This window comes from Mesorhizobium sp. CA12, assembly GCF_020165255.1.
In the GTDB taxonomy this organism is placed as follows: Bacteria; Pseudomonadota; Alphaproteobacteria; order Rhizobiales; family Rhizobiaceae; genus Mesorhizobium.
Genome location: NZ_JAIUHT010000011.1, coordinates 1 through 16,723, shown reverse-complemented (window position 1 = coordinate 16,723; position 16,723 = coordinate 1). Strand labels below are relative to the sequence as shown.

The window sequence follows — 16,723 nt, the reverse complement described above, 5'->3', positions numbered from 1 at the left end:
AGGCGTCCAAGAGGACGCCTTGAGAAATGGGATGCTGTCACAACGGGGGGCTTGAGCAGAACCTCAGGGGACGAGGAACGGGATTTCTCCCTCAAGTTACACGCGACTATCAGCGTCGTCTCTTAACAAGTCCTTACCGGGCCGCGAAAAAATTTACGAATGTGTACCACCCGTGAAATCTAGGTAAATTCGCCGGACAGATTTCGTTAACCACATCGGTCAGCTTGCCAGCTGCGGCAGGTCGCGGAACAGCTCCAGCGCCTCGGGATTGGCGAGCGCTTCCTTGTTCTTCACGGCACGGCCGTGGACCACGTCGCGTACGGCGAGCTCGGTGATCTTGCCGGACTTGGTGCGCGGGATGTCGGCGACGGCGACGATCCTGGCCGGCACGTGGCGCGGGCTGGCGCCGGTGCGGATCCTGGCGCGAATGCGCTTTTCCAGATCCTCGTCCAGGGTCACGCCGGGGGCGAGCCGCACGAACAGCACGACACGGACATCATTGTCGAAATCCTGGCCAATGCAGAGCGCCTCGAGGATTTCCGGCATCTGCTCGACCTGGTTGTAGATCTCGGCCGTGCCGATCCGGACCCCGCCCGGATTGAGCGTGGCATCGGAGCGGCCGTGGATGATCATGCCGCCATGTTCCGTCCATTCGGCGAAGTCGCCATGGCACCAGACATTATCGAAACGCTCGAAATAGGCCGCGTGATATTTCATGCCTTCGGGGTCGTTCCAGAAGCCGATCGGCATCGAAGGGAAGGCCTTGGTGCAGACCAGCTCGCCCTTCTCCTGCCGGACAGGCTTGCCGTCGTCGTCCCAGACGTCGACCGCCAGGCCGAGGCCAGGACCCTGGATCTCCCCGGTCCAGACCGGCTCGGTCGGCACGCCGAGCACGAAGCAGGAGACGATGTCGGTGCCGCCCGAGATCGAGGCCAGGTGCACGTCCTTCTTGATGCCGTCATAGACGAAGCGGAAATCCTCCGGCGACAGCGGCGAGCCGGTGGAGGAGATGGTGCGCACGCGCGACAGATCGTGGCTCTCGATCGGCTTCAGACCGGCCTTGCGAACCGAATCGATGAATTTGGCCGAGGTGCCGAAATAGGTCATCTTCTCGGCATCGGCGAAATCGAATAGCGCGTTGCCGTCGGGGTAGAAAGGCGAGCCGTCATAAAGCAGCAGCGTCGCGCCGGAGGCGAGGCCCGAGACCAGCCAGTTCCACATCATCCAGCCGCAGGTGGTGAAATAGAACAGCCGATCGCCGTCGAGTAGGCCGGCATGCAGCCGGTGCTCCTTGACGTGCTGGATCAGCGTGCCGCCCGCCGAATGCACGATGCATTTCGGGATGCCGGTCGTGCCCGAGGAAAACAGGATGTAGAGCGGATGCGCGAAGGGCAGCCGCTCGAAGCCGACGGGCTTTGCGGCAAAGGGCGAGAGCGCGTCTTCGAGCGCGGCTGCCTTGTCGATGGTGGCGGCGACATCGCTCGAGGTGCCGAGATAGTCGACGATCAGCACCTTGCTCAGGCTTGCCAGCTTGTCCGCGACAGCGCGGATCTTGTCGGCCACCTCGATCGCCTTGCCATTGTACCAATAGCCGTCGGGCACGATGAAGACGACCGGCTCGATCTGGCCGAAGCGGTCGAGCACGCCCTGCTCGCCGAAATCGGGAGAGCATGACGACCAGACCGCGCCGATCGAGCTTGCCGCCAGCATCGCGGCGATGGTTTCGGGCATATTCGGCATCATGGCGGCAATGCGGTCGCCGGCCTTGACGCCGAGCGACAGGAAGAGCTGCTGCAGGCGCGAGGTCAGCGCGTGGAGCTCGTTCCAGGAGAGCCGCCGCTCGACCTTGTCCTCGCCGCGAAAGACGATCGCCTCGCCGGCGCCGGTTTTCTGCAAAAGGTTCTCGGCGAAATTGAGCCTGGCGTCGGGAAAGAAAGCTGCGCCGGGCATCCGCTCGCCGTCGACGAGGCGCCGCTCGCCCTTGTCGCCGACAAGCGCGCAGAAATCCCAGACCAGGTCCCAGAAGGCTTCGCGGTCGTCGATCGACCAGCGATGCAGTTCGGCATAGCCGGAGAAAGAACGCGCAGCCTTTGCCTCCGCGTCCTTCCTAAACGCGGTTATCGGCGCTGCGTCGATCCGCTCCTGCGTCGGGGTCCACAAAGGTGTGTCGGCGGCCATGATCGCTCCTCCCAAAGCGTCGCGTTCGAGCCAGTTAAGCCCAACGTTGCATATGCCATCGTCCCAGAAACGGCGTGCGATTGCGGATCGGGATCGTGCAGCCCGCTTATGCATATTGCGGCGCAGCAGAGCAAGATTTTGTTCGGGCGACCTATGGCGGCCGCTGTGCAAATGCCATCGCAAGGCCATAAAGACTTGAAAAGCGTCGGCGCTCGGTTACACCCGTCGGGCGGTTTTGTCGGCAACGAAAGCATACGGGGCGAAATGCGATCATCTCTGATCCGACGCGGGGTGTGGGCGATCGGCGTTGCCGTGCTCGTCATCGCGCTCGCGGTCGCGGCGCTGCCGCTGATTGCCTCGACCCGCATCGTGCGCGACCGCATCGCCTGGGAATTGAGTGCCTGGAGCGGCTTCAGAGTCACGATCGACGGCTCGCCGCGTATCGAGGTGTGGCCGAAATTCCGGGCTATCCTCAGCGACGTGACGCTGTCGCAATGGACCGAGACCGAAGCGCCGCCGGTGGTCGAGGCCGATCGCGTGGAAGTCGATCTCTCCGCCATGGCGGCCTTGCAGGGCAACGTCGCCTTCTCGACCGCCAGGCTGGTGCGCCCGACGATCAGGGTGCAGCGCACCGCTGGCGGCTTCTATCTGCCGCCGCTTCCGACCGGCGGGCGCATCACGCGCTCGATCGACACCGCGCGCGGCGTAGTCACCGCCAACCCGCAGAAGCCGGATCTCGGCAAATTGCCATCCGATCCGTTCGGCACCGTAGAATTCCGCGATGGCCGCGTGGTGACTTCGGTTGACGGCAAGGACATCGAAATCCTGAGCAGCCTGAGCGGCCAGGTGAACTGGGAAGCGATGAACAGCGAGGCGTCGCTGACCGCGAGCGGAATCTGGCGCGGCGAAAGCATGCAGCTCGATTTCTCCTCGGCGAAACCGCTGGTGCTGTTTGGCGGAGGAGCGGCGCCCGTCACCCTCTCCTTCAAGGCCGCGCCCGCGACATTCTCCTTCGACGGAACGGCCTCAATGTCCGACAACGCCTATCTGGACGGCCAGGCGAAGTTCGCCGCCCCGTCGCTGCGGCGCGTGCTGGAGTGGTCGCAGGCAGGCATCGCGCCGGGTGCTGCGATCGGTGCGGTCTCGATCGCCAGCAAGGTGAACGCCTCGGCAGGGCGCGCGAAATTCGAGAACACCACGGTCACGCTCAACAACAACCCGGGCATGGGCGCGCTGGATTTCTCCGTCGCCGAGGGGAGCCCGGTGATTGCCGGCACGCTCGCCTTCGACACGCTGGATCTCAGATCTTTCCTGTCGGCTTTCACGCCTATTGCGCCGACCGGCGAGGCCGGCCCCGGCAATATCGACACCAGTTTCGCCGACCGCATCAATCTCGACCTCAGGCTGTCGGCGGCGCATGCCATGGCGGGGCCGGTCCAGCTCGCCGACGTCGCGGCAACCGCGCAGGTCAAGAACGGTCTTGCCGTCTTCGACATATCCGACGCGTCGGCCTTCAACGGCAACATCCAGAGCAGCCTGCGCTTCGACCGCAAGCCGGAAGGCACGCAGGTCGAGATGCGGCTCCTGGCATCGGACGTAGATACGGGAGCCTTTGCCACGGCGGCGGGAATGACGCGGCTGGTGCCGGCCAGCACCGGGACCGTATCGGTCATCCTCAAGGGGCCGGGCAAGGCCTGGAATTCCATCTTCGAGAATGCCGACGGATCGTTCTCGGCGACGTTCGGTCCGGGCACTATCGACGGGCTCGACCTGCCGGCCTTCCTCAAGCGCAACCAGCAAGGCGGTTTCTTCGCGCTCGACGACGTCGCCAATGGATCGCTGCCGATCGACGGCGCCGAGATCAAGGCAAGCATTTCGAAGGGCGTGGCGCGCCTGGACAAGGCCGAGATCAATTCGCAGAAATACAAGATCTGGCTGTCCGGCATCGCCTCCTATGTCGGCCGCGGGCTGGCGCTCTCGGGCGGAGTGGTGCCCAACGGACAGCCGGCGCAGCAGCCCCAGCAGGCCAACAGTCAGGCGGCCAGCCCGGCTCCCGCGCCGCCGAGCCAGCCGCTGTTCTTCGTCGGCGGCAACTGGAGCGCGCCGTTCATATCGCCGATCGCTCCCGGCGTTTCAGGCCAGTAAATGCGAGGGACGCAAAGCGTCCCCGCTTCTCGTCACGCTCAACCGCGCTGCGCGGCCTGCTCGTCGAGCTGGCGCTGGATCTCGCGCCGTTTGTTGGCGATCGAGGCGATGATGACGCCGACCGCCACCACCGCGATCAGGATGGTGCAGGCGGCGTTGATCTCGGGCGTCACGCCGAGGCGCACCTGGCTGTAGATCTTCATCGGCAGCGTGGTGGCGCCGGGACCCGAGGTGAAGCTCGCGATGACCAGATCGTCCAGCGAGAGCGTGAACGCCAGCATCCAGCCGGAGATGATCGCCGGCAGGATGACCGGCAAGGTGATCTGGAAGAAGGTCTTCACCGGCGGCGCGCCGAGATCCATCGCTGCCTCCTCCAGCGAACGGTCGAACGTGACCAGCCGCGACTGCACGACGACGGCGACGAAGCACATGGTGAAGGTGATGTGGGCGAGCGTCACCGTGACGAAACCGCGGTCGAGCCCGACGGCGACGAAGAGCAAGAGCAGCGAGAGGCCGGTTATGACTTCCGGCATGACCAGCGGCGCGAAGACCATGCCCGAGAAGAGCACACGTCCCTTGAAGCGCGTGTAGCGCGTCAGCGTGATGGCGGCGAGCGTGCCGAGCACGGTCGCGACGGTCGCGGAGATGACGCCGACGCGCGCGGTCACCCAGGTGGCGTCCATCAGGCCCTGATTGTGGAACAGCGACACGTACCATTTGGTCGAAAAGCCGCCCCAGACGGTGACGAGCTTGGATTCGTTGAAGGAAAAGACGATCAAAAGCACGATCGGCAGATAGAGGAAGGCAAAGCCCAGCACGATCGAGGTGATGTTGAAGCGGCTCCAGGTGGAGTTCATCTGCCCTGCTCCTGTGCCTTGGCCTGAGCCTGCTGGAAGAACATGATCGGGATGGTCAGCACCAGCAGCAGGATGACGGCCACCGCCGACGAGACCGGCCAGTCGCGGTTGGAGAAGAACTCGTTCCAGAGCGTCTTGCCGATCATCAGCGTCTGCGAGCCGCCGAGAAGATCGGGGATGACGAACTCGCCGACGGCCGGGATGAACACCAGCAGGCAGCCGGCGACAACGCCCGGCAGCGACAGCGGGAAGGTGATCTTCCAGAAGGCGCCGGTCGGCGGACAGCCGAGGTCCTGCGCGGCCTCGATCAGCGAATAGTCCATCTTCTCCAGCGAGGAATAGAGCGGCAGCACCATGAAGGGCAGGTAGGAATAGACGATGCCGATGAAGATAGCGGTGTAGGTGTTGAGGATCACCAGCGGCTGGCTGATCAGGCCGGTGGCGAGCAGAACCTGATTGAGCAGGCCCTCGGGTTTCAGGATGCCGATCCAGGCATAGACACGGATCAGGAACGAGGTCCAGAAGGGCAGGATCACCAGCATCAGCAAGGTCGGGCGGATCGTGGCCGGCGCTCGCGCCATACCATAAGCGATCGGGTAGCCGACGATCAGGGTAAGTATCGTCGAGATCCCCGCGATGACCAGGCTCGTCACATAGGCTTTGAAATAGAGCGCGTCCTGGGTGAGCCAGGTGTAGTTATCGAAGTTGAGCTCGCGGACGGCGGCGAAAAATCCCGAAACGCCGTCCTTGAAGCCGAGCACCGGCGTATAAGGGGGCATTGAAATCGCCGTTTGAGACAGCGAGATCTTGAACACGATGACGAAGGGAACAAGGAAGAAGAACAGCAGCCAGAGATAGGGGACGATGATGACCAGGCGGTTGACGAAGCCTGTCGCCAGCCTCGCCGGCAGTGTTGCGGTTTCGGTCGATGGGGCGGCGGTCGCTGCGATGTCCGTCATCTCAGCCTCCTATCTGGTCAACACGACGCCGGCATCGGGCCGGAAGGAGACCCAGGCGCGGTCGTTCCAGGTGAGCGGATCCTCGGTGATCCGCGAGGCGTTCAATGCGCTCGCCCGCACCATCTGCCCGTCGTCGAGCTTGATATGATAGACGGTCATGTCGCCGAGATAGGCGACGTCGTAGACCTCGCCTTCGAGCGCGTTGACGGCATCGGTTGGCTTTTTCGAGGAAACCCTGATCTTCTCCGGCCGGATCGCGAAGATGATGTCGGAACCGGCAGCGGCGCCGCCGCCATTGTCGACGACGATCTGCGCTCCGGTCGCGCCGGTGATGCGGGTCGTGCTTGCAGTGCGCTCGGCAACCTTGCCTTCAAACATGTTCACATTGCCGACGAAATGCGCCACGAAGCGCGAGGTCGGCGCCTCGTAAATCTCGGCAGGCGTCGCGACCTGCATCACCTCGCCCTTGTCCATGATGGCGATGCGGTCGGCCATGGTCATGGCCTCCTCCTGGTCGTGGGTGACGACGACGAAGGTGAGGCCGAGTTCCTGCTGCAGGTCCATCAGCTCGAACTGGGTTTCCTCGCGCAGCTTCTTGTCCAAAGCGCCGAGCGGCTCGTCGAGGAGCAGAACCTTCGGGCGCTTGGCGACCGAGCGGGCAAGCGCCACGCGCTGGCGCTGGCCGCCCGAGAGCTGGTGCGGCTTGCGCTTGGCGAACTGCTCGAGCTTGACGAGCTTCAGCATCTCGGCCACGCGCTTTTCGATATCGGGTCCAGGCATGCCTTCCTGCTTGAGGCCGAAGGCGATGTTCTTCTCCACCGTCATATGCGGGAACAGCGCATACGACTGGAACATCATGTTGACGGGCCGCTTGTAGGGCGGGATGCCGCGCAAATCCTGCCCGTCGAGCAGGATGCGGCCCGCCGACGGCTCCTCGAAGCCGGCGAGCATCCTGAGCAGGGTCGACTTGCCGCAGCCGGACGCGCCGAGCAGGGCGAAGAACTCGCGCTCGAAGATGGTCAGCGACAGGTTGTTGACGGCGGTGAAATCGCCGAACTTCTTGGTCACCTTGTCAAACTGGATATAAGGCTTGGCGTTCGGGTCGTTCCAAGGCGAGAAATCCCTGCGGATGCTGCCAAGCGATTTCATGGTCCCCACTCCGTTACTTTCTTAAATTCCCCAAAAGAATACGACCCCGGCAGTTGGCTGCTGGGGTCGTGTCTCTATGCTTACTGGCCGGTGACGATCTTGGTCCAGGTGCGCGTGATGATGCGCTGTGTCTTGGGATCGTATGGCGCAACCGTGTACAGCTTCTTCATCGTCTCTTCGTCCGGATAGACCGCAGGATCCTCCAGGATCGCCTTGTCGATGAATTGCTGCGAAGCCTTGTTGCCGTTGGCGTAGAGCACGTAATTCGACGATTTGGCGATGACTTCGGGCGTCATCATGTAGTTGATGAACTCGAGCCCCTCGGCGACATGCGGGGCGTCAGCGGGGATCGCCATCTGGTCGAACCACATCTGGGCGCCTTCCTTGGGCACAGAATAGGCAATTTCGACGCCCTGCTTGGCTTCCTCGGCGCGGTTGCGCGCCTGGAAGACGTCGCCCGACCAGCCGATCGCCAGACAGATGTCGCCATTGGCCAAGGCGTTGATGTATTCGGACGAATGGAACTTGCGGACATAGGGCCGGACCTTTAGCAAGGCCTCCTCGGCCTTGGCAATGTCATCGGGCGAGGTGCTGTTGGGGTCGAGGCCGAGATATTTCAGCGCCGCCGGGATGATGTCGGTGGGAGAGTCCAGCACATAGACGCCGCAATCCTTCAGCTTGGCCAGCTTATCCGGATTGAAAAAGACGTCCCAGCTGTCGATCTTGTCGGTGCCGAGCGCGGCCTCAACCTTCTTGACGTTGTAGCCGAGGCCGACTGTGCCCCACATGTAGTTGACCGAATATTCGTTGCCCGGATCGTATTTGGCGGTACGCTCGGAAACGACATCCCACATGTTGGAGATGTTGGGCAGCTTCGACTTGTCGAGCTTCTGGAACACGCCTGCCTGGATCTGACGAGCCAGGAAATGAGCGCTCGGCACGACGACGTCATAACCGCTGCCGCCGGCAAGCAGTTTCGTCTCCAGGATCTCGTTGGAATCGAAGGTGTCGTAGACGACCTTGATGCCGGTCTTCTTGGTGAAGTCGTCGATGATCGAGCTATCGATATAGTCCGACCAATTGTAGACGTTGACGACACGGTCTTCGGCGTGGCCGCTTATTGTGAAAAGCGTCAGAAATGCCGACGTCGCCGAAAGCCAAAGCGCTTTGCGGATCATGGTGTTCTCCTTTGGTGAGTGTTCCCTCGCCGGCTCGTCGCGATATGGCGGCGCGGCGTTGGTTTCAGACTATTGAGCTTTCCGGAGAGCGACAAGCGTGAACTGCCCACGCCAAGGTCGATCAAGGCATCGAGGTTCGAGGCGTCCCACCCTCCCAGGCGAGGCACCCGGGCGGCGTCAACGGCATTCACCGTGGCGTAAGCAGAGCTATGACGATGCAGTCCGGTCCCGAGCAGGCCGGCGGAGTCACTTGGCAAGATACGCCTGTGTTGTTGTTGCCGTGATCGCAGCCTGCCCGCCCGGCAACTGGGTTGTCAATGGGGGAGGCTGCCTAAAGCGCGTCACGCTGAAAGGGATTCAGGCGAAGCGCTTTAAGTCTTTGTTTTGATGCATGTCGCTCTCCCAAAACCGCTGCGCACTTTTGGGCGACATGCATTAACGTCAATTGGGCGACGGCAGGCCGGTTACGCCGGGACGTGCAGGCCGCGCCTGTCGCTTGAACTCCAGACCGATGTGGACGAGCAGTGCCGTGACGACGACCGCACCGCCGATGATGGTGCGCACCGACGGCACTTCGGAATGGACAAGCCAGACCCAGATCGGCCCAAGGATCGGCTCGAAGGTGCCGAGCAGCGCCGCGATCGCCGCCGGCACCAGCCGCGCGCCCATGGCGAAAAAGGCGAGGCCGGCGCCAAGGTTGATGACGCCAAAGGCAAAGAGGAAGCCCATGTCGCGCCCCGACACCGCGAATGCCGAGGCCTGGGAAGCGGCGAACGCACCGGCGAGCAACGCGCCGAGACAGGTGGCCGGCACCATGCGCACATGGGCAAAGCGCCGGGTGATCACGGTCGCGAGCGAAAACATCACCGCGATCAGCAGTGCCAGGCTGTCGCCGATCGGCGAGACGGCGCCGCCCAGGGATTCGGAAACCATGATGGCGACGCCGGCGATGACGGCGGCGATGGCGATCCAGGTGGCCGGAGCGACCCGTTCGCGAAACAGCAGCCAGGCAAGGAGCGCCGCAAGCAGCGGCACGCCGGCCTGCATCAGGAGGATGTTGGCGACCGTGGTGTAGGCAAGCGCCACCACGAAGCTGGTCGAGGCGGTGGCGAAGCAGAAGGCGACGCCAAGGCCGGGCAGTCCCATGTGCCGAAAGAGCTTCAGGGTGCCGCGCCAGCCGTCGCGCCACAGCATGAAGGCGATCAAAAAGGCCACGGCCCACAGCGAGCGCCAAAGCACCACGGTCCAGCTGTCGCCGACATGGATGAAACGGGCGATGGCGCCGCCGAAGCTCCACATAAGCGCCGAAAGGAAGACCAGGAGCATACCGATCCGCTCCTCGCGCGGCGAGACGGCCGGCAAGGCAGTGGAGGACGGGGCGCCGGGTGAGGCGGTATCGGTCATGGACATGACTGTCAGCGAGTTGCGTTCGACACGATGCACCAGGGACGACAAAGAACTGCGTCTCAATCGCGTAGCGCAAAGGCGCAAAACCGGCGTGATCCAGCGTCCGGCGAAGCTTGGGGCACATAAGGCGCTGTCATCCCTGGAAATCGAAAGCGCTGAGGCCCGTCACCATCTCGTCGAGGCCGAGCGGGCGCGTCACCGGCGGCTCGGCGCGCGCCAGGCAGCCGACCCGCTCGCAGAGCCTGCAGGCGGGGCCTACCGGCGTGGCGAAGCCTTGACCGGGCTTGCCGGCGGCTGCGGCCGGCAGCGCCGCGCCATAGACGATATCGTCGCGAAAGCCGATATCGCAGCCGAGCAGGAGCGCGGTGCGGCGCGGCCGTTCGGAGAAGGCGCCCTGCGGACCTTCCAGCGTGCGGGCGATGCAGAGGAATTCGGCGCCGTCCGGCATCTCGACCGCTTCGACGAGGATCTGGCCGGGCTGCGAGAACGCCGCATGGACGGGAAGCTTGGGGCAGCCGCCGCCGAAGCGGCTCTGCGGATAGCCCTGGCTGCCGGCCTTGCGGAAGCGGTTGCCGGCATTGTCGACTTCCAGCATGAAGAACGGCACGCCCGCCGCGCCCGGCCGCTGCAGCATGGTCAGTCGATTGGCCGCCTGCTCGAAGGAAACGCCGAAACGGGAACGCAGGACGTCGATGTCGTAACGGCCGCGAACGGCGGCGGCATGGAAAGCCTGATAGGGCATCATTAGCGCATGCGCGGCATAGCGGCCGAGCTCGAAGCGAGCGAGCCGGCGGGCCTCGTCGGTACCGAGCTTCAGCGCCTGGATCTCAGCCGCGATGGCTACCGACATGCGTATGAGGCTCGCCTCCATCGCGACTTCGCGCAATTGGTCGAAAGGCGACAGCCGCTCGGACAGGAAGAGACGCTGCGAATGGCGGTCGTAGCGGCGGCGCCAGTTGGGCATGGTGGCGACCGGCAACACCTTGACGACGATGCCGTGCTCACGCCTCAGCCAGGCCTTCAGCGCGCCGGACAGGTCGTCGCCGGGCTCGAGGACCGATGTGAAAGCCTCCGCCTCCTCTTCCAGAGAAGCGAAGTGGTTCGGCCGGCGCTCGAACACCTCGTGGACTTCGTCGGCAGGCAGGCGCGCGCCGGACAGCGCGGTTGCCCTGCCCTCCTTGGCCAGAAGCTGGTTGAGGTCGGACAGGCGCTCGGCCTGCTCGCGATAGGCGCGAAAGAGCTTCACCATGGCCGCCGAGGCATTCGGCGCCGTCTCGGCAAGATCGATCAGTTCCTGATCGCCGGGCAGTTCGCCGGCCAGAAGCGGATCGCTGAAGGCCTCGCGCAATGCCGCGATCGAGCCTTTTGTCTCACTCTGCAATTCGTGCGGATCGACCTTGTAGACGGAGGCGAGCTTGAGAATGAGCTGCACCGTCAGCGGCCGCTGGTTGCGCTCGATCAGATTGAGATAGGAAGGCGAGATACCCAGCCCCTCGGCCATCGCCGTCTGGGTCAGGCTCCTGGCGTTGCGCAGCCGGCGCAGCCGCGGCCCGGCGAAGATCTTCTGGTCGGCCATGCCTGCCATCCTTGACAAGAATTTACATGAACGTCGAGTGCGGTGCCCGCTTCGCCGCTTTTACAATCGTGACAAATTTACAGAGGTGGATTGTCAATGGCAACACAGCTTTTCCTCTATTTTTCGCGGGATTTGCCGGTTTTTCTAGGTGCCTTTCGCGCTGCAATGTAAACGATGTCATACCCAGACGTCGCAAGATATGCCTTTGCGACGCAGCGCTTGACACAGTTGCCAAATGACTCGGAGTAACCAATGACCGATTTTTACAACCTCGTCCCCTCCGCGCCGGAAGGCCGTTTCGACGGCATCGAGCGCCCCTATTCGCCGGAGGATGTGAAGCGGTTGCGGGGCTCCGTGCAAATTCGCCAGACGCTGGCCGAAATGGGCGCGAACCGGCTGTGGAAGCTCATCCACGAGGAGGATTTCGTCAACGCGCTGGGCGCCATGTCGGGCAACCAGGCCATGCAGCAGGTTCGGGCCGGGCTGAAGGCGATCTATCTCTCCGGCTGGCAGGTCGCCGCGGATGCCAACACCGCCTCGGCGATGTATCCGGACCAGTCGCTTTACCCGGCCAATGCCGCACCGGAACTCGTCAAGCGCATCAATCGCACCTTGCAGCGCGCTGACCAGATCGAGACATCGGAAGGCGGCGGGCTGTCGGTCGAGACCTGGTTCGCGCCGATCGTGGCAGATGCCGAAGCCGGCTTTGGCGGTCCGCTCAACGCCTTCGAGATCATGAAGGCCTTCATCGAGGCCGGCGCCGCCGGCGTCCACTATGAGGACCAGTTGGCTTCGGAAAAGAAGTGCGGCCATCTCGGCGGCAAGGTTCTGATCCCGACCGCGGCGCATATCCGCAACCTCAACGCGGCGCGCCTTGCAGCCGACGTGATGGGCACGCCGACGCTGGTCGTGGCGCGCACGGACGCAGAGGCGGCGAAGCTTTTGACCTCCGATATCGACGAGCGCGACAGACCTTTCGTCGACTACGACGCCGGCCGAACGGTCGAGGGCTTCTACAATGTCAGGAACGGCATCGAGCCTTGCATCGCGCGCGCCGTGGCCTATGCGCCGCATGCCGACCTGATCTGGTGCGAGACCTCGAAGCCGGATCTGGCGCAGGCCAGAAAATTCGCCGAGGGCGTGCGCAGGCACCATCCGGGTAAGCTGCTCGCCTACAATTGCTCGCCGTCCTTCAACTGGAAGAAAAACCTCGACGACGCGACGATCGCGAAGTTCCAGAAGGAGCTCGGCGCGATGGGCTACAAGTTCCAGTTCATCACGCTCGCCGGCTTCCACCAGTTGAACTTCGGCATGTTCGAGCTGGCGCGCGGCTACAGGGACCGTCAGATGGCCGCCTATTCGGAATTGCAGGAGGCCGAGTTCGCGGCCGAGGCCCGCGGCTATACCGCGACCAAGCACCAGCGAGAGGTCGGCACCGGCTATTTCGACGCCGTGTCGATGGCGATCAGCGGCGGCCAGTCCTCGACCACCGCCATGCATGAATCGACCGAGCACGCCCAATTCAGGCCGGCGGCCGAGTAACGGACAACAACCAGAGGCAACGCCCGAAGGGCATCTACATCGAGGAGAAGAGCGATGGCATCGATAAGCCGCGTCAAGGAAAGGGCAGAAGAGCAATCGAGCGCGATGAGCGTCGACCAGCAGGCGACGATCCGCATGCTCGCCAACGATCTGCACAGGCTCAACCAATCGGTCATGAAGGCAGTCGAGGCCGGCGTCTCGGTGGAACTGGTGCGTTCGGCCAGGCACCATGGCGGCGACGGCAACTGGGGAGACCTTTTGATCCCGGTGATCGTCACCCAGCAGAGTCACACTTGACGTAACGTCAACAATCTCGGCGATAGTCTCCCGCGCGCTATACGCTGGGGAGACTATCGCATTTTTTCGATTTGCCTTTGTCGCCGGGCGTACGACTTGCGCTGAATTCCAGAATTTCTTGCTATATTTCCGATCTCGACTGTTTCAGCTTGACAGCGGCCGCGATCTCACCCAATTGTGCCTCAGGTTTCAACCCTGCATTGAACCAGAGTGCCCAGCCCGCCGATGTGTCCCGCCAATCGTGACGACTCCGAAAAGCACCTGAAGTCGGCGGCCCGGACCGGCGCGATCACGGCTGACTTTTCAAAGGTGCTCGTCGTCGGAAAATCTTCGATCAACCGGGTTGTAGTGTCGAAAATCGTCGAGAAATCGGGACTGAAGCCGATTTCGGAGCCGCCCGAGATCGCCGAGAAGACACTGATCGGTCAACTGCCCGGCGCCGTCATTTTGGATGGCGGACCGGACAACATGGATTGCGACCGGCTGATGTCGGCCATCGACGCGCTGCGGCGCGCCTCCGGCAAGCCGCTGCCCGCGGTGATCCTGCTTTCAACCAAGAATGGCACACCGGAAAGCCTTGGCCTGTCGAGCGTGATCGATGCGGTGGTTGCCAAGCCGATCACGCCCGAGCGGCTGCAACCGGTGGTCGATCGCCTGGTTGGGCGCGGCTAGGCTCGAGCGTTCACTCGGCCTTTGCGATAGCCTCGACAAGGCTCGGCAACTCGCCAAGATCTGCAATCTGGCGGAAGCGCGGCGCCGCGACAGGCGCCTCGGCCTGTTCGATCGCCCAGGTCAATTCGTGCGGCACATGGATGCCCCAACTGCCGGCCTCGATGGCGGGAATCACGTCGGACTTGAGGGAATTGCCAACCATCATGCTGTTCTGCGGACCACGGCCATGGCGGCTGAAGATGCGGGCATAGGTGGCGGTGCTCTTGTCGCTGACGATCTCAACTGCGTCGAAGAGGTCACCCATTCCCGACTGCGCAAGCTTGCGCTCCTGATCGAAGAGGTCGCCCTTGGTGATCAGCACCAGATGGTAGGAACCCGCCAGCTTCTCGATCGTCTCGCGTGCGTGCGGCAGCGGCTCGATCGGGTGGCTGAGCATCTCGCGGCCGGCAGCCAGTATCTCGCCGATGATCGAACCAGGCACCTCCCCGCCGGTGACCTCGACCGCTGTCTCGATCATCGACAAGGTAAAGCCCTTGATGCCGAAGCCGTAGAGGGCGAGATTGCGCCTTTCCGCCTCGAGCAGTCTTGCCGCGATTTGGTCGTGGTCTCCGTGCTCCGCCAGCATTGCGGCAAAGCGCTTCTCAGTCATGCGGAAGAACTGCTCGTTCTGCCACAACGTGTCGTCGGCATCGAAACCTATCGTGGTCAGATGAGAGGCGGGCATATGCGGACACCGTTCTTCATGGACGGCCGGTTTAGCCGTTGTTACGGCCTGCCGCCAGCCTGAAGACGGACGTGCGCCCGGCGCCTCCCCTTCCCTTTCCCCGCTGCGCCCGGCTATAGTTCGAAATCCGCAACACAATCTGGTGAATGATGCCGCCTGAAAAAAAGGAAGTCCGTCCGTCAAGCCGGGGGGGACGCGCCCGCACGCCTGCATTCCTGAAAAACGAACGCGGCGTGAAGAACTGGAAGGAAGCCAGCGCCTGGCTCGAATGGCGCGGCATCGAGGACATCGAGTGCATCACGCCCGACCAGGCGGGCGTCGCCCGCGGCAAGATGATGCCGTCGAAGAAATTCACCTCCAACACCTCGCTGGCGCTGCCTTCGGCCGTGTTCATGACGACGATCTCGGGCGGCTATCCCGAGGACGGCAACGGCTTCCATTATCCCGAGGACGATGGCGACCTGAAGCTTTTGCCCGATCTCTCAACGCTGACGGCTGTGCCCTGGGAAGAGGATCCGACGGCAGCAGTGATTTGCGACCTCGTCCACCAGGACGGCCGCTCGGTCGAGTTCACGCCGCGCAACGTGCTGAAGCGCGTGCTTGCCGCCTATGACGAGCGCGGCTTGAGACCGGTGGTAGCGCCCGAGATCGAATTCTATCTGGTGCGCAAGAATCCCGACCCGGACTATCCGCTGACGCCGCCGGTCGGGCGCTCGGGCCGGCCGATCGGCGGCGGCGCCGGCTATTCGATCGCCGGCGTCAACGAGTTCGACGAACTGATCGACGACATCTACCATTTCTCGGAACGTCAGGGCCTGGAGATCGACACGCTGATCCATGAGGAAGGCGCCGGCCAGCTCGAGATCAATCTGCGACACGGCAACCCGATCGAGCTTGCCGACCAGGTCTTCATGTTCAAGCGCACCATTCGCGAGGCGGCGCTTAAGCACGAGATCTACGCCACCTTCATGGCCAAGCCGATCCAGGGGCAGCCGGGCTCGGCCATGCACATCCACCAGTCGGTCATCGACAAGAAGACCGGCAAGAACATCTTCTCGGCCGAGGACGGCTCCGAGACGGACGCCTTCTTCCATTTCATCGGCGGCATGCAGAAGCACGTGCCGAACGCGCTGGTGATGTTCGCGCCCTACGTCAATTCCTACCGCCGGCTGACGCAGCAGGCCTCGGCTCCGGTCAACAACAAATGGGGCTACGACAACCGGACCACCGCCTTCCGCGTGCCGCGCTCCGATCCGGCAGCGCGGCGCGTCGAAAACCGGATCCCGTCTTCCGACGCCAACCCTTATCTGGCGCTTGCCGCGTCGCTTGCCTGCGGGCTGATCGGCATGACCAGAAAGATCAAAGCTGAACCGCCGGTTCTGACCACGGCCAATGCCGACGAGATCGACCTGCCGCGCAGCTTGCTGGAAGCGGTCGATTTGTTCGAGGCCGACAAGGAGCTCGGCATTATCCTCGGCACATCCTTCGCCGCCACTTACGCAGCGATCAAGCGGGCCGAGTTCGAAACCTTCATGGAAGTGATCAGCCCGTGGGAGCGGGAGTATTTGTTGCTGAATGTTTAGGGGAGTAGGGGAGTAGGGCAGTAGGGGACGATGGCGAAGATCGAGTCGTACAGAGATTTGGTCGTCTGGCAGCAGGCTATGGACCTCGCAGTTTCGATTTATGAAACGACAAGGGCGTGGCCGAAAGAAGAGGTCTATGGATTGACAACTCAGCTACGCAAGGCAGCCGCTTCCGTGCCGGCTAACATTGCAGAAGGCTATGGACGAGAAAGCCGGGCTTCCTATCAACAGTTTCTTAGAGTTGCCCAAGGGTCACTCAAAGAGTTGGAAACTCACTTACTGATCGCGCAGCGCGTCGGAATCACTTCGAGCGAAGCAGCCCAACAATTGATGATACGTAGTGAGAGCGTGGGAACACTCTCGCGGCTTCTGATCCGTAAATTGTCACCCGTATAGCTGCCCTACTGCCCTACTGCCCTACTCCCCTACTCCTCTACTCCCCTACTCCCCTACTCC

General features: G+C 63.0%; 14 protein-coding genes. 6 read left to right on the top strand and 8 right to left on the bottom strand.

Annotation, left to right across the window (positions count from 1 at the left end):
* Positions 1-219 precede the first annotated feature (219 nt).
* A complete protein-coding gene (locus tag LB520_RS18670; RefSeq protein ID WP_224638433.1) occupies positions 220-2,178 on the bottom strand; it encodes an acetoacetate--CoA ligase in 1,959 nt (652 codons plus the stop codon).
* A 264-nt stretch (positions 2,179-2,442) separates the two neighbouring features.
* On the opposite strand from LB520_RS18670, the gene LB520_RS18665 reads away from it, so the two are divergent.
* Positions 2,443-4,323 (top strand): AsmA-like C-terminal region-containing protein, encoded by a 1,881-nt coding sequence (locus LB520_RS18665; RefSeq protein WP_224638432.1) that lies wholly within the window; start codon positions 2,443-2,445, stop codon positions 4,321-4,323.
* A gap of 38 nt (positions 4,324-4,361) precedes the next feature.
* Here LB520_RS18665 and LB520_RS18660 read toward each other — a convergent pair whose 3' ends face one another.
* The 6 genes from LB520_RS18660 to LB520_RS18635 form a co-directional block, all read right to left on the bottom strand.
* The gene (locus LB520_RS18660) at positions 4,362-5,180 is read right to left on the bottom strand and encodes an ABC transporter permease (RefSeq protein ID WP_140543466.1); all 819 of its coding nucleotides are present in this window, start codon (positions 5,178-5,180) and stop codon (positions 4,362-4,364) included.
* Entirely contained in the window at positions 5,177-6,139 is a 963-nt protein-coding gene (locus tag LB520_RS18655) for an ABC transporter permease subunit (RefSeq protein WP_224638431.1), read from the bottom strand. Before LB520_RS18655 ends, LB520_RS18660 begins: the two co-directional genes overlap by 4 nt.
* A 9-nt stretch (positions 6,140-6,148) precedes the next feature.
* Entirely contained in the window at positions 6,149-7,288 is a 1,140-nt protein-coding gene (locus tag LB520_RS18650; RefSeq protein WP_224638430.1) for an ABC transporter ATP-binding protein, read from the bottom strand.
* 80 nt (positions 7,289-7,368) lie between these two features.
* The gene (locus LB520_RS18645) at positions 7,369-8,466 is read right to left on the bottom strand and encodes a polyamine ABC transporter substrate-binding protein (protein WP_224638429.1); all 1,098 of its coding nucleotides are present in this window, start codon (positions 8,464-8,466) and stop codon (positions 7,369-7,371) included.
* A 441-nt stretch (positions 8,467-8,907) separates the two neighbouring features.
* Positions 8,908-9,870 carry a DMT family transporter gene (locus tag LB520_RS18640; RefSeq protein ID WP_224638428.1) on the bottom strand — a complete coding sequence of 321 codons (963 nt, stop codon included), beginning with the start codon at positions 9,868-9,870 and terminating at the stop codon, positions 8,908-8,910.
* A 136-nt stretch (positions 9,871-10,006) separates the two neighbouring features.
* A complete protein-coding gene (locus tag LB520_RS18635) occupies positions 10,007-11,449 on the bottom strand; it encodes a short-chain fatty acyl-CoA regulator family protein (protein WP_224638427.1) in 1,443 nt (480 codons plus the stop codon).
* 252 nt (positions 11,450-11,701) lie between these two features.
* On the opposite strand from LB520_RS18635, the gene aceA reads away from it, so the two are divergent.
* The 3 genes from aceA to LB520_RS18620 all read left to right on the top strand — a co-directional run bounded on the left by aceA (position 11,702) and on the right by LB520_RS18620 (position 13,960).
* Positions 11,702-12,991 carry an isocitrate lyase gene (aceA, locus tag LB520_RS18630; RefSeq protein ID WP_224638426.1) on the top strand — a complete coding sequence of 430 codons (1,290 nt, stop codon included), beginning with the start codon at positions 11,702-11,704 and terminating at the stop codon, positions 12,989-12,991.
* Between the two features lie 54 nt (positions 12,992-13,045).
* Positions 13,046-13,288: a hypothetical protein gene (locus LB520_RS18625; protein WP_027168360.1), complete on the top strand. Its 243-nt coding sequence runs from the start codon at positions 13,046-13,048 to the stop codon at positions 13,286-13,288.
* A 225-nt stretch (positions 13,289-13,513) separates the two neighbouring features.
* The gene (locus LB520_RS18620; protein ID WP_224638552.1) at positions 13,514-13,960 is read left to right on the top strand and encodes a response regulator; all 447 of its coding nucleotides are present in this window, start codon (positions 13,514-13,516) and stop codon (positions 13,958-13,960) included.
* A gap of 10 nt (positions 13,961-13,970) precedes the next feature.
* On the opposite strand, the gene LB520_RS18615 is transcribed toward LB520_RS18620, so the two are convergent.
* The gene (locus LB520_RS18615) at positions 13,971-14,684 is read right to left on the bottom strand and encodes an HAD family hydrolase (RefSeq protein WP_224638425.1); all 714 of its coding nucleotides are present in this window, start codon (positions 14,682-14,684) and stop codon (positions 13,971-13,973) included.
* 146 nt (positions 14,685-14,830) lie between these two features.
* Between LB520_RS18615 and LB520_RS18610 the strand changes: the two genes are divergently transcribed.
* Together LB520_RS18610 and LB520_RS18605 are read left to right on the top strand one after the other, a co-directional pair.
* Positions 14,831-16,267, top strand: coding sequence for a glutamine synthetase family protein (locus LB520_RS18610; RefSeq protein ID WP_411909068.1), 1,437 nt, complete (start codon positions 14,831-14,833; stop codon positions 16,265-16,267).
* A gap of 30 nt (positions 16,268-16,297) precedes the next feature.
* The gene (locus LB520_RS18605) at positions 16,298-16,663 is read left to right on the top strand and encodes a four helix bundle protein (RefSeq protein WP_224638424.1); all 366 of its coding nucleotides are present in this window, start codon (positions 16,298-16,300) and stop codon (positions 16,661-16,663) included.
* Positions 16,664-16,723: the final 60 nt, after the last annotated feature.

Coding starts and splice junctions, on each gene's coding strand:
- LB520_RS18670 (WP_224638433.1), bottom strand. CDS start 2,178: ATGGCCGCCGACACACCTTTGTGGACCCCGACGCAGGAGCGGATCGAC.
- LB520_RS18665 (WP_224638432.1), top strand. CDS start 2,443: ATGCGATCATCTCTGATCCGACGCGGGGTGTGGGCGATCGGCGTTGCC.
- LB520_RS18660 (WP_140543466.1), bottom strand. CDS start 5,180: ATGAACTCCACCTGGAGCCGCTTCAACATCACCTCGATCGTGCTGGGC.
- LB520_RS18655 (WP_224638431.1), bottom strand. CDS start 6,139: ATGACGGACATCGCAGCGACCGCCGCCCCATCGACCGAAACCGCAACA.
- LB520_RS18650 (WP_224638430.1), bottom strand. CDS start 7,288: ATGAAATCGCTTGGCAGCATCCGCAGGGATTTCTCGCCTTGGAACGAC.
- LB520_RS18645 (WP_224638429.1), bottom strand. CDS start 8,466: ATGATCCGCAAAGCGCTTTGGCTTTCGGCGACGTCGGCATTTCTGACG.
- LB520_RS18640 (WP_224638428.1), bottom strand. CDS start 9,870: ATGACCGATACCGCCTCACCCGGCGCCCCGTCCTCCACTGCCTTGCCG.
- LB520_RS18635 (WP_224638427.1), bottom strand. CDS start 11,449: ATGGCCGACCAGAAGATCTTCGCCGGGCCGCGGCTGCGCCGGCTGCGC.
- aceA (WP_224638426.1), top strand. CDS start 11,702: ATGACCGATTTTTACAACCTCGTCCCCTCCGCGCCGGAAGGCCGTTTC.
- LB520_RS18625 (WP_027168360.1), top strand. CDS start 13,046: ATGGCATCGATAAGCCGCGTCAAGGAAAGGGCAGAAGAGCAATCGAGC.
- LB520_RS18620 (WP_224638552.1), top strand. CDS start 13,514: ATGTGTCCCGCCAATCGTGACGACTCCGAAAAGCACCTGAAGTCGGCG.
- LB520_RS18615 (WP_224638425.1), bottom strand. CDS start 14,684: ATGCCCGCCTCTCATCTGACCACGATAGGTTTCGATGCCGACGACACG.
- LB520_RS18610 (WP_411909068.1), top strand. CDS start 14,831: ATGATGCCGCCTGAAAAAAAGGAAGTCCGTCCGTCAAGCCGGGGGGGA.
- LB520_RS18605 (WP_224638424.1), top strand. CDS start 16,298: ATGGCGAAGATCGAGTCGTACAGAGATTTGGTCGTCTGGCAGCAGGCT.